This window comes from Bacillus sp. EU55 (assembly GCF_038005925.1).
In the GTDB taxonomy this organism is placed as follows: Bacteria; Bacillota; Bacilli; order Bacillales; family Bacillaceae; genus Bacillus; species Bacillus velezensis.
Genome location: NZ_JBBOUE010000001.1, coordinates 1,602,870 through 1,620,186, shown reverse-complemented (window position 1 = coordinate 1,620,186; position 17,317 = coordinate 1,602,870). Strand labels below are relative to the sequence as shown.

Below are 17,317 nucleotides of genomic sequence, written 5' to 3'. Positions count from 1 at the left end.
TTTTTTCTGCTACTATTGTCGTCAAATTTTTCTTTTTGCATACTTTCACCGTATGAATCATTGAAAGTGTAACGCTTTCATACTATGATTGTCAGGAAAGGGCATTTTTAAAAGGAGGGGGAAGGTTTGAAGTTTGAAAACAGCGGTCTTGAAGGGGTAACAGCGGAGCTCAGCCGCTTGAATGATCTGATGGAAGGTAAAGGGCTCATTCTGGCTGGACAATGGGATTATGAAAGAGTGACTTACGACAAAAAGTTTTCAGTACCTGAGGGGACATTTTATCTGCGGATTCAAGGAACGGCAAAAGAGGGCGATGTCGGCGGCAGCCGGGCCGTGATTCAGCTGAAGGCCCCTCTTTTAGGAAAGCATTATTATCCGCACGGCGTAGAATACGGCAGCGCTGAAGAATTTCCGGAACAAGTCGTCGCTGAAAGCAAAGCTTTACTGCTTGAATTGGAAGAGTCATTAAAAACAGTGCAAATGTAATAAAAAAGTACAGCATATTCGGGACTGACCCCATAATATGAGACAAACAAAAAACACCTTCAAGTTTGAAAACGGATCGTTGTTATCCGAAATTAGACTTGGAGGTGTTTTTCTATGAGGGCAAGAGTGAGTTATCCGGTTGAAGTCAAACAGAAGGCTGTAGAAATGAGATTGGCGGGCGTGCCTGTGAAGGAGATCATGCAGGAATTGAATATAAAGAATAAGACGCAGGTGCAGACATGGGTCAGGTGGTATAAAGCTGGGGACACACATCGATTCGAACAACCTGTCGGAAAGCAATATTCTTATGGAAAAGGTCCAGAGTATTCTTCCGAATTAGAGAAACTGCAGGCAGAAAATCGTTATCTGAGACAACAGAATGAAGTGTTAAAAAAGTACAACGAATTGGAAAGGAAGCTGATAGCGAAACGCCAGTCGAGCTTGTAGAAGCATTGCGCGGCACAATGACCATACAGGATATCTGTATTCATTTAGGTATCTCACGAGCATCTTATTATCGTTGGAAGAAGAATCTGATGAAAGATAACCCTAAATACCATTTAGAAAAACAAATCGGCACGTTGTGCCGAGAACATAAGTATCGATATGGCTATCGGAAAATCACAGCCATATTAAAAAAGGGAATGCGTATGAATCATAAAACGGTTCAGCGCATTATGCAGAAAAATTAGTGGCAATGCCGGGTTAAGGTGAAAAGGGCGCAAGAAGAATGGGCAGCCATATGCCGTGGCCGAGAATATATTGGATCGAAACTTTCAGTCTGATCGCCCTCTGGAAAAGCTAGTAACGGATATCACATATTTGCCTTATGGGCAGAAACAATTGTATCTTTCCAGTATATTGGATTTATACAATGGAGAAGTGATTGCTTTTACGATTGGCGATAGACAGGACACAGATTTTGTCTTACACACACTTGATCAGCTGCCCGTACTGCCAGAGAACTGCGTGTTACATAGTGACCAAGGTTCTGTTTATACATCTTATGAGTATCAGAAAGCTGTTAAAACAAAAGGCATTACCATGAGCATGTCCCGTAAAGGGACACCCGCTGATAATGCCTCCATCGAATCGTTTCATTCCTCACTAAAGTCTGAAACGTTCTACCTCGACAGGTTGGAAAGCACTACGACGACCATCGTAGAGCAAACTGTCGAAACCTATATATACTATTATAACAACATTCGTATTCAAACGAAACTAAACAACCAGCCGCCGGTCACATACCGACAGCTGGCTGCTTAAAGGTGTTTTGATCCCTGTCTCAAAAACGGGGGTCAGTCCCATTCTGCTGTACTTTTTTTATGAGACGGTATGCTCGATATACGGCGGCTCTGACAGCGTATCTTTTTCCCGTTCCGTTCTGACCCACTGAAAAAAGATGACAGCCAAATATGTTCCGTAGACCGCCTCTTGAATGATTTTCATCAGCACTGCCCCAAGCTGCTGATCTTCCAGAGGAGGCAGCGTGTTAAACATCTCCGGTCCGGATAAAGGAATCTCCTCCAGCAAATCTAAAGGAACGCAAAGCTTCATTGCTTCGGCCCAAGCCGCCGGATCTGTATACGTGGCATACATGGGCGCCCCGCTGAACATAATGAGCGCGCAGGCCGGCGTTAACAGAATCCCGTCTGCCATAATATACCCCAGCTTCATTAAACCGCTGAGACGGGGCAGACCGTCCACCTTATGCACAAGCGGCCACCACATAAAAAACGCCGTTACAAAGATGAGTCCGTTCATCAGCGTGTGATACAGCGAATCCGTTTTGACGAAATCAAATATAAACGGGATGTGATACAGTGAAAAAATACCGTTAAACAGCACTAATGCGATAAGCGGCATTGAAAAGAACGAAAACAGCGGCTTTACGACAGGACGGAAGATCAGTTTTTTCCATGCCCAGCCGGGAATTCCGGAAATCAACAGCGGCGGTACGACTAAAAACAGAACCGCCATCTGCGTCATATGGGCGCTGAACATCACATGGCCCAATAAATCAACCGGACTTCCCGCAGCCGTGTAAAAAAACAGCGCGGAAAGCACAAACAGCACCTTCTCCTTAGCGGCCACACGTCCTTTATGCCGGCTGCACCAGTAAAAGTAAACACCTGTTATCACGGCAGTTATGCAAAACAGATACGGGCTCCACATTGCGCGAAACCCGAACATTTCCAAATTAATCAAATCTCTCACTCCCCGCCGCCCCGATTACCACCAAATAATCGTGACAAATGCAAGCACGGTGATAAACGCGACAAATATTCCCGAATACAGAAATAATGACGGCGCTTCATGCCCCTTCTGGCTCATATGCATAAAGTAAAACAGCTGAAAGATGACCTGGATGACCGCAAGCAGGATCAGAAACGGCATCGTAAACCATCCGGCAATGCCGTCAGCAGCCACCGTCAAAAACGCGACAAGCGTAAGGCCGATCATCAAACCGAAGGATATGACCTGATATTTCATCTCCTCGGCATTTTTCTTTTTCCGATATTCGAGATCCGTACTGACAGTCCCTCTGTTTTTGTTATCGTCCATCGTTATCCCACCATCCCCATCAAATATACAACGGTAAAGATAAAGACCCACACGACATCGATAAAATGCCAATATAAGCTGGCCACATAATATTTCGGCGCATTATAAAGGCTGAGCCCTCTTTTCGCATTCCGGATCATAAGCGCGCTGATCCACAACAGCCCGAACGCCACGTGTGCTCCGTGTGTGCCGACCAGCGTGTAAAACGCTGAGCCGAGCGCAGAGCTTGTAATGGTAAAGCCGAATTCGTGAGTGTAATGCATAAATTCATAGATTTCTACCCCTAAAAATCCTGCTCCCAATAAAACGGTAACCAAAAGCCACACCTGCATTTTTTTAAAGGAGAAATTTTTCATATGATACATCGCATACACACTCGTTAAGCTGCTCGTTAAAAGAAGCATCGTCGCGATAAACACGATCGGCAGCTCAAACATCTCAGCCGTTGACGGCCCTCCGGCTTTAGATTCCCGTAAAGCAAGAAATGTCGCAAATAGCGAGGCGAACAGAACCGTTTCGCCGCCGAGAAACAGCCAAAATCCCAAAAACTTATTTTTCCCCTCCAGCGTTGCTTTTTCAGGAGAAGCCGGAAAGGTTTCAGCCGTCATTTTTTCCTGCAGCTGCATTACGCCTTCACCCCTTTATCATCATTCGGCAGATCTTCTTTGTGAATATGATAGCCGTAATCATCGACCACAGAGCGAAGCAGCATGGTAAAGAATGTGATGCCGAGCCCTATGAAGATAACCGGAAGCCCCCATGAATAATCGGAGTGGTATAAAAACCCAAACGCTGCGACAAACAGCCCGAAAGATATGATAAACGGCATGATGGAGCCGTTCGGCATATGAATGTCCTCTACAGGCTCTGCAGGCGCCATCCCTTCATTTCCGGCCTGCTTTTCAATCCACAGCGGGTCAAGTCCCCGGACAAACGGAAGCTGTTTAAAATTATATTCCGGCGGCGGCGAAGAGACCGCCCATTCAAGCGTACGACCGTCCAGCCACGGGTCGTTCCCGACGTATTTCCCCTTTATTGAGGTATAAATAATATTGACGACGAGTAAAACAGCCGCGCCCGCCATGAAAAACGCGCCGATTGAACTGATCAGGTTGCCGGTATCAAGCCCCTGGCCGGGCAGATATGTGTAAACGCGACGCGGCATTCCCATCAAGCCGAGGAAATGCTGAATGAAGAAGGTAAGATGAAACCCGATAAAAAATAAGACGAACGAAATTTTCCCCATCGTTTCATGAAGCACCTTCCCGAACATTTTCGGCCACCAGAAATGCACGCCCGCCAGGATGCCGAACACAACGCCGCCGATAATGACATAGTGGAAATGCGCTACGACAAAATACGTATCATGGAACTGATAATCTGCCGCTGCGGCCGCCAGCATGACACCCGTGACTCCTCCGAGTACGAAAGAAGGAATAAAGGCGACGGCATACAGCATAGGCGTCGTGAATTTGACATTTCCTCCCCAGATGGTCAAAAGCCAGTTGAAAATTTTAATGCCCGTAGGCACCGCGATCGCCATCGTCGCAACCGCAAATATCGCATTAGCGATCGGTCCGAGTCCCGTCGTAAACATGTGGTGAACCCAAACCATGAACCCGAGAAAGCCGATCAGCACGATCGCAAAGACCATAGACGAATAACCGAACAGACGTTTCCTCGCAAATACGGGAATGATTTCTGAAAAAATCCCAAAGGCGGGAAGAATTAAAATGTATACTTCCGGATGCCCGAAAATCCAAAACAGATGCTCCCAGATTATCGTATTGCCGCCCAATTCAGGATTAAAGAAATTCGTTCCGAACAAACGATCCAGCATCATCAGCGCCAAACCGACGGTGAGCGGAGGAAATGCGAATAAAATGAGTGCCGACGCCACAAATGTCGTCCACGTAAACAGCGGCAATCTCATATACGTCAAACCCGGCGCCCTCATATTAATAATCGTGGCGAGAAAATTGATCCCCGCAATCAGCGTACCTAAGCCTGATATTTGCAGGCCGAGCACGAAAAAGTCTATCCCGTGCCCTTTCGAATTCAGCGCAAGCGACGCGTACGACGTCCATCCTGCATCAGGAGCGCCCCCTAAAAACCAGCTCAGATTCAAAAAGATGCCTCCGAAGAAAAACAGCCAAAATCCGAGCGCATTCAAAAATGGGAACGATACGTCACGCGCCCCGATCTGCAGCGGCACAACCGCGTTCATCAGCCCGAATAACAACGGCATCGCCGCCAGGAAGATCATTGTCGTACCGTGCATCGTCATAATTTCATTAAACTGCTGCGCACCCATAAAATCGTTCCCCGGCCTCAAGAGCTGAATCCTGATAAGCATGGCCTCAAGTCCGCCGACGACGAAGAAAAATCCCCCGGCGATCATATATAAAATCGCGATTTTCTTATGGTCAACCGTCGTCAAATAATCCCAAAGCAAAGAGCTTTTTCTTTGCTTTCCTGTAAGCGTATTCATCATTTACGACCTCCCCCCTGATATCTCCCTGTCCTCACTTGTTCTCCGCTTTCAGCCCTTTTAAATATTCATACAGCGCATCCGTTTCAGCGTTCGAGAGCTTCGGATAAGTGCCTGTCATTTTATTGCCCGGTTTAATGCTGTCCGGATTTTTCAGCCAGGCTTTTATATTCTCTTTATTCGCATCCTTAATGCCGGCCACTTTGACCCGCTCACCGAAGGTAGCGAGGTTCGGAGCCGTTCTTGCCGCTTCAGCCCGTTTATCATTGGGCTCAACCGCATGACAGCTCAGGCAGTTTTTTTCCTTAAAGAGCTCTTCTCCTTGCGCGGCTAAACCGGAATCTGTTGTATGCTTATAATTTTTCATCGCTTTCGTCCATTGTTTAAATTCTTTTGACGGCAGCGGTTTCACTTTGAAATCCATCAGCGCATGTGAAGGTCCGCACAGCTCTGCGCATTTCCCGAAGAAATATTCTCCCGCTTCTTTGCTGCGTTTAGAATCGAAGGTCAGAAAGAAAGTATTGTCATTATCCGTATTCGTATCGATTTTCCCCCCGGCTGACGGAATCCAGAAAGAGTGTTTCACATCTGAGGACTTCAGCTTGAAATAGACGCGTTCATCTGTGGGAACGATCAGCTCCTGACTTGTCACAAACCCGTAATCAGGATACTCGAATTCCCACCAGTATAAATTCGCCCTTACATTAATCACGAGCGCATCCTCTGCTTTACGGTTTTTCTTATCCATCGGCGACGTATCCGCCAGCGCCAATGTGTCGATGACAACCGGAATGACAAGAATAATCAGAAGCAGGATCGGAATAACGGTCCAGGTGATTTCTAAAAAACGGTTCCCCTCCACCTGTTTCGGTATCGTGTCTTCCCCTACACGCGACCGTCTGAATCTCACAATGACGTAAAAGAAAATAACTGCTACGACCGCAACGACGACAACCATGATAAGTGTGCTGAGCACCGTCAGATCATATTGTTTATCAGCCACTTCGCCGGCAGGCTTGAGTGTGGACAGAAACGGTTTTCCACAGCCGCTCAATAAAAGCGGCACTAAGGCTAATAATGATAAAAGACGCCAACGCTTTAACATTTCACCCAACCCCTTTTTTGAATCAGTACGAGATGCACAAGCAGTAAATCTGCTTCCAGCCGAAATACTTCATTTCCTCATTTCTTAAAATATGAGATTTTTTACTTAAAATTCCATCTATGTATAAAAGCAAAGCCGCCTGATTAAACAAAAGGTCAAGGCGGCGTTTACTAGTTGTCATTGTTTGTTTTGGCGATCAAACAAGCTCATTATTCAATTAAAACAGCGTGAAGACCACCATCGCTACAAAATAAATGGTCATGTAATTAAGCGAATAGACAAACATAAGAGTTGCCCACTTCATGATGTTTTTCATGCGGAATCCCATCAGTCCGAGAACAAGCCATCCGACATTCAGCAAAGTGCCGAGAATGACGATCGGAAGACCGAGACTGCCGAGGAAAAACGGAAGCGGCAGCAGGCATGCGACCCAGACGATAATCTGTCTTTTCGTCACTTCAAAGCCGTGCACTACCGGAAGCATCGGAATATTCGCTGCTCTGTAATCTTCCGTCTTTTTAATCGCAAGCGCTAAAAAGTGCGGAATCTGCCAGATGAATAAAATCATGAATAAAACCCACGCGACAACACCGATGTGCCCTTCAACCGCTGTCCAGCCGATTAACGGCGGCACGGCGCCTGATACACTTCCGACAACCGTATTAATCGTATAACGGCGTTTCGTCCACATTGTATAAAGAACAACGTACGTAAACACGCCGATAAAACCGATGACTGCTGCCATCACGGTGGTCATCAAAAGCATGATAAGTCCTAAAGCAATGAGTAAAATTCCTGACCACAGCGCTTGATTCGGCTGAATCTTTCCGGTTACCGTCGGTCTTACTTTCGTGCGTTCCATTAAATGATCAATATCACGATCGTAATAGTTGTTAACCGCACAAGAACCGGCGATGATCAAAGAAGATCCTATTAATGTAAGAAGCACGGTGTTTAAATTGCCTAAAAAACTCAGACCGGATATATGTAACGCAAGCCACATGCCGGTAAAAGTCGTAATTAAATTCGAATTGACGATTCCTATTTTGATAAGCGAAAGGAAATCCTTCCATGCCGTCGTCTCTTCAATCTGTCCGTCTATAGCTGTATCGTTTAAAATTCTGGAATTAGCCATAACGTAAACCTCCCTTACAAACCTAAAGCAGGTTTTTTAAGACCTGCAACTCTATCATACAAGATAATGACCTGTAAAAAAACATCCTCTTAAATATTAAACGAGAAACAGGAATTTATTTGTGAACTTTTTATGAATTTTACCAAATCCGCCGGTTTCTTAATAAAGCGGTTACTTTATTTCTATCAGACCCATCTGGAATAATCAACCCCATTATCTAAGAAGTCCTGATTCTATTATATTTTTGTGAACAAACAGAATTGAGAATTGCCACAAAACACATATTCGCTTACACTTGGTACGTATATCATTTTGTCCAGTTTGTTAAGAAGGTGAATGTAAAATGAATAAAGCTTTGAAAGCGCTCGGCGTACTGACGACATTCGTTATGCTCGTCGTGCTGATCGGCGGCGCTCTTGTCACAAAGACAGGATCGGGTCTCGGTTGCGGAAGGCAGTGGCCGCTTTGCCACGGCCGGTTTTTCCCGGAGCTTAACGCCGCTTCTATCATTGAATGGAGCCACAGACTCGCAAGCGGTGTCTCAATCGTTCTCGTGCTGAGTCTCGCTTTTTGGGCATGGAGAAAAGTCACGCCTGTTTTCCGTGAAACAACCTTTCTCGCCATTATGTCCATTATCTTTTTGTTTTTACAGGCGCTTCTCGGCGCATTAGCGGTTGTTTTCGGATCAAATGCGCTCGTTATGGCGCTTCATTTCGGCATATCGCTGATTTCTTTCGCTTCTGTTCTGATTTTGACGCTGCTCATATTTGAAGCTGATAAATCAGACAAAAAGCTCGTCAAGCCGCTCAGAATCGGCAGGAAAATGCAGTTTCATATGATCGGCCTTTCGATTTACACGTATATCGTCGTTTATACGGGGGCTTATGTGCGCCATACGAAATCAAGCCTTGCCTGCCCTGACGTTCCGCTTTGCAGCAGGCTGAATCACGGGCTTCCGTCCCATTTTCAGGAATATGTGCAGATGGGCCACAGAACGGCAGCACTGCTTCTGTTCGTATGGATTCTTGTCGCTTTTGCGCATGCGGTGCGCTCCTACAAAGATCAAAAACAGATTCTTGGAGGCTGGATAGCGGCTCTTGTCTTTGTTTTATTACAGGCGCTGTCCGGAATCATGGTTGTTTATTCAGAAATGGCCACCGGTTTTGCACTTGCCCATTCGCTCTTTATTGCCGGCCTGTTCGGCGTCTTATGCTATTTCTTATTATTAATCGCCCGCTTCCGCTATGAATCAAAACAGCGGAACATCTGAGGCACATGAAAAGGCCGAAGCATTAGAGCTTCGGCCTTTTTACATATAAAAAACCTGATCGCACACGGGGGAGGATCAGGTTTTTTCATGTTCATTTTTTACGCTTTTTCAATTTCGATCAGTAAATCACCTGTCTGAATCGGTTCACCGTTTTTCACATGAATCTGCTGTATCGTCCCGGAGAACGGCGCCTGTACCGTCGTCTCCATTTTCATCGCTTCATTAATCATCAGATGATCGCCTTTATTTACCTTTGCCCCGGTTTCCGTTAACAATTTAATGACGGTTCCCGGCATGGATGCCGCAATGTGGCTTGGGTTTGTCCGATCTGCTTTTAATTTTTCCTGTACGGACGATTTAATGCTTTCATCTTTAATGACCACCTCGCGCGGCTGGCCGTTCAATTCGAAATAAACGACACGTGTCGCATCTGGCTGCGGTTCACCGATAGATACAAGCTTCACGATCAGCGTTTTTCCGCGCTCGATTTCCACTTCGATTTCTTCACCGAGTGTCATGCCGTAGAAGAAAGTCGGTGTGTCCAATACGGAAATATCACCGAAGCGTTCCGCCGTTTTAACATATTCAGTAAACACCTTCGGATAAAGAGCATACGCGATTGCGTCCTGATCACTCAATTCCATCTGATGTGTTTCTTTCCATTCTTCTTTAATACCTTCAAAAGATACCGGTTCAAGCAGCTCACCCGGTCTTACCGTGATCGGCGTCTGTCCTTTCAGAACGAGCTTTTGCAGTTTTTCCGGAAATCCGCCGTGCGGCTGGCCGATCTGCCCTTTAAAGAGCTCAACGACTGAATCCGGAAAATCAAGCGTTTCGCCTTTATCATAAACATCTTGTTCTGTTAAATTGTTTTGCACCATGTAAAGCGCCATATCTCCGACGACTTTGGAAGAAGGTGTTACTTTCACGACGTCGCCGAACATGCGGTTGACGACGCTGTACATGTCTTTCACCTCATTCCAGCGATCACCCAGGCCGACTCCTTTTGCCTGCTGCTGCAGATTGCTGTACTGGCCGCCCGGCATTTCATGATTATAAATCTCAGTATGCGGAGACTTCATCCCGCTTTCAAATTCACTGTAATACTGACGGACGGATTCCCAGTATTGCGACAGTCTTTCCACCTGCCGGACATCCATTTCAGGACGGCGGCTGTTTCCTTCAAGGGCATGATAAAATCCGCTTGCGCTCGGCTGTGAAGTCAGACCCGCCATTGAGCTGACGGCGACATCCACGATGTCCACACCCGCTTCAACAGCTTTAGCATAGAGAAAGACGCCATTGCCGCTCGTATCATGCGTGTGAAGATGAACGGGAATATCAATCGTTTCCTTCAGCGCTGAGATAAGTTCGTATGCGGCTTGAGGTTTCAAAAGACCGGCCATGTCTTTAATGCCGAGAATGTGCGCACCAGACGCCTCAAGCTCTTTCGCCATAGAAAGATAATATTGCAAATCATATTTCGTCCGGGTCTTATCAAGAATATCTCCCGTGTAACAAATCGCAGCCTCCGCCACTTTTCCGGTTTCACGGACGGCATCGATGGCCAGCGTCATCCCTTTTACCCAGTTCAGGCTGTCAAAGATCCGGAATACGTCAATACCTGACTCCGCTGACTGCCGGACAAATTTTTGGATGACATTGTCCGGATAGTTTGTATAACCGACGGCATTTGATGAACGAAGCAGCATCTGGAACAATGTGTTCGGCACTTCCTTGCGGAGATCTTCAAGGCGTTTCCAAGGATCTTCTTTTAAGAAACGGTACGCTACATCAAATGTCGCGCCTCCCCACATTTCAAGGCTGAACAGTTCAGGCCACAAGGCAGCCGTAGGATTCGCGATTTTTTTCAAATCATTGGATCTGATCCGGGTTGCAAGCAGGGACTGATGGGCATCCCTGAACGTTGTATCGGTCAGTAGCACGGCTTTTTGCTCTTTCACCCAGTCTGCAAGCCCCTCAGCGCCTCTTTCATCAAGGATCTGTTTCGTACCGCTTGCCGGCTTTTCTTCGATACCTAACGTAACGGTCTGAGGCTTATCAAATGCAGGTTTTTCTTTTTTCCCGATTCCCGGAAAACCGTTCACCGTGACATTGCCGATATAGGAAAGCATTTTTGTTCCGCGGTCCTTCTGTTTTGGGAAAACAAACAGCTCAGGCGTTGTGTCGATAAACGATGTGTCATATTGGCCCGTCAGGAATTTTTCATGCTTTGCCACGTTTTCAAGAAACGGAATATTGGTCTTAATGCCCCTTATCCTGAATTCCTGCAGGTTGCGGACCATTTTCGCTGATGCCTGTTCAAACGTCAGCGCCCATGTCGACAGCTTGACAAGCAATGAATCATAATAAGGCGTAATGACGGCGCCCTGGAAGCTGTTTCCCGTATCAAGGCGGACGCCGAAGCCGCCGCCTGAGCGGTAAGCCATAATTTTACCCGTGTCAGGCATAAAGTCATTCAGCGGATCTTCAGTGGTCACACGTGATTGGATCGCATACCCGTTTGTAAAAATGTCTTTCTGCTCTGGGATATTGACGGCACGGCTGTGCAGTCCGTGGCCCTGCGCGACGAGGATTTGCGTCTGAACGATATCAACCCCCGTTATCATTTCCGTAATCGTATGCTCCACTTGCACGCGCGGGTTCACTTCAATAAAGTAAAATTCACCGCCCGCTACGAGAAATTCCACGGTCCCCGCGTTGATATAGCCGACATTTTTCGCAAGCGCGACAGCCGCTTCACAGATTTCGTCCCTTAATTCAGGCTGCAAAGATACACTCGGCGCCACCTCAATGACCTTTTGATGGCGTCTCTGAACGGAACAGTCCCGCTCATACAGATGGACGACATTGCCTTCTTTATCTCCGATCACCTGAACTTCAATATGCTTAGGATTTTCGATCAGTTTTTCAACATACACTTCATCGTTTCCGAATGCGGCTTTCGCTTCTGATTTGGCCCGCTCAAACGATTCTTTCAATTCGCTTTCGCTTCGGACGATTCTCATTCCGCGGCCTCCGCCTCCGAGCGATGCTTTAATAATAAACGGAAATCCGTGGACTTTTGCGAATTGTTCGACATCTTTTAATGTTTCAGCCGGTCCGTCACTCCCCGGAATAACGGGGATGCCGGCTTTTTCTGCCTGCTCCCTCGCCTTTACCTTATCTCCGAACATATCCAAATGCGCTGACGTCGGTCCGATAAATACGATGCCCTCTTCTTCACAGCGCCTCGCAAATTGGATATTTTCAGAGAGAAATCCGTAGCCCGGATGAATGGCATCAACGCCGTTTCTTTTTGCGATCTCAATAATCCCTTCAATATCAAGATACGCGTCAATCGGTTTTTTGCCTTCTCCCACAAGATAAGCTTCATCCGCTTTATAGCGATGATAGGAGCCTGAATCTTCTTTTGAATAAACGGCTACCGTTCTGATGTTCAATTCTGTGCACGCCCGGAAAATCCGGATCGCAATTTCTCCCCTGTTTGCTACTAACACTTTTTGGATGGATTGTTGTGACAAACTTTTCTCCCCCTTGGCCTAATAAATATGTAGTTTATAATAAAGGAATATCCGTGCTGTGTATACACTTGTTTTTTAGAGATACACAGATTTTTCCGTCTGCCGTCTTTTTACCCCCTTAGACGGAACGGGCTCCCTCTTTTTCTTCTTTTCTGAGTACTTGACATGCATGCTGACATTCACCAATATACCGGCACTCATTAATAACAAAAACATTGATGAGCCCCCGTAGCTGATAAACGGCAGCGGAACACCTGTGATCGGAATTAAACCGCTGACACCGCCGAGATTGATAAAGGTCTGAATCGCAATCATGCTGGATATCCCGATTGCCAAAAGGCTTCCGAACGGATCTTCACATTTTCTCGCAATATAAAAACCTTTTAACACGACAAAAGCCAGCAGCACAATGACAAACAGGACGCCGAAAATGCCGAGCTCCTCTGAAATAACCGCCATAATAAAGTCTGTATGCGATTCAGGCAGATAACCGTATTTTTGAATGCTTTCTCCAAGACCGAGACCGAAAAAACCGCCTGAGCCGATCGCATAATACGAATTTATAATCTGCAGGCCTGATGTGCTGGCGTATTTAAAGGGATTTTCAAGGCTTTCAAACCGGCTCATACGCCCGGGTGTCAAAATATCGTCCCATTTCAGATAGATGATCGGGCTGACAAGGAGTAATACGATTCCCGCCATGAGAACCAGCTTGAGCAGGGTCCTTCCGCTGAATCCCGAACACATAATGACGCAAAGCGCGATCAGACCGATAATCATCGCCGTTCCGAAGTCAGGCTGAATGGCGATAAGCGCACAAATGACTACGGTGACGATCACCGGCGGCGCAACCCCCGTCAAAAGCTGATCGATATAGCTTTGTTTCTTTGCGTATACCGCGGCAAGGTACAGTATCAGGGTCAGCTTGACAAATTCCCCCGGCTGAATGGCCATTCCGCCGATTTTAAACCAGCTTTGCGCGTTTCCGGCAACATGTCCGAAAACAAACAGCGCGCAAAGCGCAGCCACTGAGGCAAGCAGTATGAATTTCTGAATCTTTTGATGGGCGAACACTTTGTACGGAAAAACGGCCGCGATAATAAACAGCACAACCCCCGCGATGACGGCGAACAGCTGCCGTTTAAAGAAATAGTCGCTGCTCACGCCGTAACGCATAACGGCGGTAATCATGCTTGAGCTGTATACCATTACCAATCCGAAACTGCACAGCAGAATGATAGCGCATATCAATGAATAATCGTAAGATTTTAACATTCTTTTAAACATAACATCCTCTTTCCTGCTTAAAGCTTACGTTTAATACCTATTGCGTATTATATTTTACTATAATTCATAAACAATTTACGCAGTTTCTTTATAGTTTTTCGGATGAAATGCAGATTAAGAGACCGTCTTACGAAAAGAAGATGCAAAAAAACGGTTTACGGTTATAAAAAAACCCAAACCGTTGAATAGTTTGAGTTTGATCATTTATTTTCCTGTAAACGCGTCATGCAAAGCAGACAGTTCTCTTTCAAGTCTGTCCAGCAGCTCTTTGCCGTCGTTTTCGTCAACTAATCCCAGGCGGACAGCAAAATCGATTTCCCTCGACAGTCCGAACATCTGAGTATCCAAGACCTCTTCATACAGAGGACATTGAGGCATCGTTAAGTTATCCATTTGTACTCGGATCAGCTTCAAAATCTTCTCAGCATCTAACTTCAACAGCTCGAATGCTTTCTGCTGATGGTCGACTATAATCTCTGAAGCCAAAAGTATCCCTCCGTTCCCCAGGCGAGTACCTAATTCTTCTATTTATCATAAAGGGTATCAGGTGAAATTGCAAGAGGATTTAAGCAGATGTTATGATAAAAAATGTTTCAAAAAATACTCAGCCTGTATTTCTCAGACATGATTTCCAAAAGCTTCACACCCGCGATGCTGTTGCCTTTTTCATCAAGCGCCGGGCCGAATATACCGATTCCGAAGTTGTACGGCGAAATGCCCATGATTCCTCCCGAAACGCCGCTTTTAGCGGGAATGCCGACCTTAATCGCGAATTCCCCGCTCGCATTGTACATGCCGCAGGTCACCATAAACGTCTTGCAGATTCTCGCCACATCTTTTTTAATGACCTGCTCCCCGGTTTCCGGATGCTTGCCGTCAAGGGCGAATACGCAGCCGATTTTGGCTAAGTCCAGACTGCTCATCTTAATCGCGCACTGTTTTGTATACAAATCCATGACCTCTTCAACATCGCCTTTAAAAATGTCATACTGCTTCATGTAATAACACATGGCCCGATTAATCATGGAAGATTTGAATTCCGATTCCGCGACATGGCTGCAATATGTAATGTCCTGATTATTCGCAAGTCTTCTGATGAATCCGAGCAGGTAATCCAGGCGGTCTTTCGGCGAATGCCCTTTAATTAAACCCGTAACGATGAGAGCTCCCGCATTAATCATCGGATTTAAAGGCTTGCCCGGATTCATTGTTTCAAGCTTAATCATGGAATTAAACGGGTCGCCGGTCGGCTCCTGACCCACGCAGCTGAACACCTTTTCCTTTCCGTAATCCATCAGTACGAGCGCCAGAGAAAGCACTTTCGAAATGCTCTGCAGCGTAAATGTCCGGTCGGCGTCACCTGCCGTCAGACATGTATTTTCCGCATGATAAATCGTGACCGAAAGGCTGTCTTGTTCAGATTCAGCCAGAGCCGGAATATAGTCTGCCACTTTGCCTTCTTCGGTCCTTTTTTTCGCTTCCTGAACTAATGCGTCCAGCTCTTGGTAATGCCGGCATACCATGTCGATCATCCTCACTTCGCTGCCGTTGTATACATCTAATTTGCAACGCAAAGTGACAATTCATGCGAAAACTTTTATACTTTAAGTAAAGGGGGGCTTCACCATGAGCGTTATTCAAGTAAAAGGCAATGTTACATACCCGATTACAATTGATCCGAGTGTCTGGATTTTCGATGACCGCAAGTTTCCGTTTGAAAAAAATCAGCCCGTTCATCCGGACGGCTCTGCAGAAACCCAGGAGCATACGCTTGATCCGGAACGGGTGATCAGAGAAGGGCGCATTTCGCCGCCGACTTTAAAAAGCGAAAAACGTTATGAAAAAGAAAGACTGATGAACGGCAGCTTCGCCATGAAGCTCGGCGCTGTTTTAGCAAATGCCGAGCCGAAAGAAAGCGCTGTCCTGTGCGCATTTATTTCAAAATCAGAAAGAACCGAAGTGCCGCTCGAAAAGGCGATGGACGCAATCGCGCATTTCAGCGATGCGGGGAAACCCCTTCAAGACGGCGGCCCGGTCCATTTTTACGTGGACGGAGACTTTGAAAAACCAATAACGGGCGTCACAGAAATCGAAGTTTTATAACAAATCGGCGGCAAGCTGTGCAAGGCCGGATCTCTCACCTTTCACAAGCTTCACGCTGCCGGAGACGGTTTGTTCTTTAAACCGTTCTACAACATAAGCAAGTCCGTTGTTTAAACTGTCTAAGTATGGGTGATCTATTTGCTCCGGATCGCCCATCAGGACAATTTTGCTGCCCTCTCCCACCCGAGTCAAAAGCGTTTTGACCTCGTGCCTCGTCAAATTCTGAGCCTCATCAATAATAATAAATTGGTCCGGAATGCTTCTTCCCCGAATGTATGTCAGCGCCTCCACCTGAATCGATCCGATTCCTGCCAAAATCGCTTCAAGTTCACCCGGCTTTTTCGCATTGAATAAAAATTCAAGATTATCAAAGATCGGCTGCATCCACGGCTTGAGCTTTTCCTCTTTTTCGCCCGGCAAATATCCGATATCCTTTCCCACCGGGACGATGGGACGCGCGACGATCAGTTTTTTATAAATACCGAGATCCTCCGTCTGCAGAAGCCCTGCCGCGAGAGCAAGCAAGGTTTTTCCCGTTCCCGCTTTTCCGATCAGGGTGACAAGCGGGATATCTTCCCTCAGCAGGAGTTCAAGCGCCATTGTCTGCTGGACGTTCTTCGGCCTGATACCCCATACGTGCTCATCATCGAAAACGAGTCTTTTTACGGTCTCGCCTTTCTTATCTGCCATGCCGACCGCAGACGAAGATCCTCCTAATTCATCTTTCATCAGCACAAATTGATTCGGATAAACCTGATGCTGCTGAAGCTCCTTGACTGAAATTTGTTTGTTTTTATAAAACGAGGCAAACCGCTCTTTATTCATAAATATATCTTTGTACCCGCTATATATTTCATCATGGTCAACGACTCTGTCGTTTAAAAAGTCCTCCGCCAAAAGCCCGCTGGCATCCGCCTTTACCCTGACCAGCACATCCTTGCTGACCAGGATGACGGGGCGGCCGTTTTCTTTCGTTTCCTCCTCAAGGCTTAAATTTTTTGCCACCGCCAAAATGCGGTTATCATTTGTTTTTTCGATAAAAATTTCCTGAAGCTGATGAAATGACCGGTGATTCAGTTCAATTCTGAGCGTTCCTCCGCTTTCAAGAGGAACCTTTTCGTGCAGCCTTCCTTTCTCCCTGAGCCCGTCTATCAGCTTAGATACGTGCCTCGCATTCCTCCCGACCTCGTCAATATACCGCTTTTTTGAATCGACCTCTTCCAGCACGACGGCGGGGATGACAACTTCATTTTCTTCAAAAGAAAAAATGGCGTTAGGATCCTGCAAAAGTACATTCGTATCTAACACATAAATTTTACTCAAGTCTCAG

At 46.3% G+C, this 17,317-nt stretch carries 14 protein-coding genes and 1 pseudogene; 4 read left to right on the top strand and 11 right to left on the bottom strand.

Annotated elements, in window-relative coordinates:
• Positions 1–126 precede the first annotated feature (126 nt).
• Positions 127–486 (top strand): YugN family protein, encoded by a 360-nt coding sequence (locus NYE50_RS08405; RefSeq protein WP_060675442.1) that lies wholly within the window; start codon positions 127–129, stop codon positions 484–486.
• 114 nt (positions 487–600) lie between these two features.
• A pseudogene (locus tag NYE50_RS08400) lies at positions 601–1,752 on the top strand (IS3 family transposase).
• Between the two features lie 57 nt (positions 1,753–1,809).
• Here the strand turns inward: NYE50_RS08400 and ctaG are convergent.
• The 6 genes from ctaG to cyoE all read right to left on the bottom strand — a co-directional run bounded on the left by ctaG (position 1,810) and on the right by cyoE (position 7,782).
• The gene (gene ctaG / locus NYE50_RS08395) at positions 1,810–2,694 is read right to left on the bottom strand and encodes a cytochrome c oxidase assembly factor CtaG (protein WP_025649488.1); all 885 of its coding nucleotides are present in this window, start codon (positions 2,692–2,694) and stop codon (positions 1,810–1,812) included.
• A gap of 24 nt (positions 2,695–2,718) precedes the next feature.
• Complete coding sequence (ctaF, locus tag NYE50_RS08390; protein WP_007409686.1) at positions 2,719–3,051, bottom strand: cytochrome c oxidase subunit IVB; 333 nt, start codon at positions 3,049–3,051, stop codon at positions 2,719–2,721.
• Positions 3,052–3,053: 2 nt separating this feature from the next.
• Positions 3,054–3,677 (bottom strand): cytochrome c oxidase subunit III, encoded by a 624-nt coding sequence (ctaE, locus tag NYE50_RS08385; RefSeq protein WP_003154482.1) that lies wholly within the window; start codon positions 3,675–3,677, stop codon positions 3,054–3,056.
• A complete protein-coding gene (ctaD, locus tag NYE50_RS08380; protein WP_172869242.1) occupies positions 3,677–5,545 on the bottom strand; it encodes a cytochrome c oxidase subunit I in 1,869 nt (622 codons plus the stop codon). Before ctaD ends, ctaE begins: the two co-directional genes overlap by 1 nt.
• 31 nt (positions 5,546–5,576) lie before the next feature.
• Complete coding sequence (coxB, locus tag NYE50_RS08375) at positions 5,577–6,647, bottom strand: cytochrome c oxidase subunit II (RefSeq protein WP_172869239.1); 1,071 nt, start codon at positions 6,645–6,647, stop codon at positions 5,577–5,579.
• 217 nt (positions 6,648–6,864) lie between these two features.
• Positions 6,865–7,782: a heme o synthase gene (gene cyoE, locus NYE50_RS08370; RefSeq protein ID WP_003154486.1), complete on the bottom strand. Its 918-nt coding sequence runs from the start codon at positions 7,780–7,782 to the stop codon at positions 6,865–6,867.
• Between the two features lie 343 nt (positions 7,783–8,125).
• On the opposite strand from cyoE, the gene ctaA reads away from it, so the two are divergent.
• On the top strand, positions 8,126–9,052 hold the full coding sequence (ctaA, locus tag NYE50_RS08365; RefSeq protein WP_017417720.1) for a heme A synthase CtaA: 927 nt from the start codon (positions 8,126–8,128) through the stop codon (positions 9,050–9,052).
• 98 nt (positions 9,053–9,150) lie between these two features.
• On the opposite strand, the gene pyc is transcribed toward ctaA, so the two are convergent.
• The 4 genes from pyc to glsA form a co-directional block, all read right to left on the bottom strand.
• Positions 9,151–12,597 carry a pyruvate carboxylase gene (gene pyc / locus NYE50_RS08360; RefSeq protein ID WP_159354125.1) on the bottom strand — a complete coding sequence of 1,149 codons (3,447 nt, stop codon included), beginning with the start codon at positions 12,595–12,597 and terminating at the stop codon, positions 9,151–9,153.
• Between the two features lie 75 nt (positions 12,598–12,672).
• The gene (locus NYE50_RS08355; protein WP_159354124.1) at positions 12,673–13,884 is read right to left on the bottom strand and encodes an FtsW/RodA/SpoVE family cell cycle protein; all 1,212 of its coding nucleotides are present in this window, start codon (positions 13,882–13,884) and stop codon (positions 12,673–12,675) included.
• 204 nt (positions 13,885–14,088) lie between these two features.
• Entirely contained in the window at positions 14,089–14,370 is a 282-nt protein-coding gene (locus NYE50_RS08350) for a YlaN family protein (protein ID WP_003154494.1), read from the bottom strand.
• A 107-nt stretch (positions 14,371–14,477) separates the two neighbouring features.
• Positions 14,478–15,407 (bottom strand): glutaminase A, encoded by a 930-nt coding sequence (gene glsA / locus NYE50_RS08345; RefSeq protein WP_021493728.1) that lies wholly within the window; start codon positions 15,405–15,407, stop codon positions 14,478–14,480.
• Positions 15,408–15,510: 103 nt separating this feature from the next.
• On the opposite strand from glsA, the gene NYE50_RS08340 reads away from it, so the two are divergent.
• A complete protein-coding gene (locus NYE50_RS08340) occupies positions 15,511–15,987 on the top strand; it encodes a hypothetical protein (RefSeq protein ID WP_007409680.1) in 477 nt (158 codons plus the stop codon).
• Here NYE50_RS08340 and NYE50_RS08335 read toward each other — a convergent pair.
• Positions 15,982–17,310: a PhoH family protein gene (locus tag NYE50_RS08335; RefSeq protein ID WP_159354123.1), complete on the bottom strand. Its 1,329-nt coding sequence runs from the start codon at positions 17,308–17,310 to the stop codon at positions 15,982–15,984. The two genes, NYE50_RS08340 and NYE50_RS08335, sit on opposite strands and share 6 nt — an antisense overlap.
• Positions 17,311–17,317 lie beyond the last annotated feature (7 nt).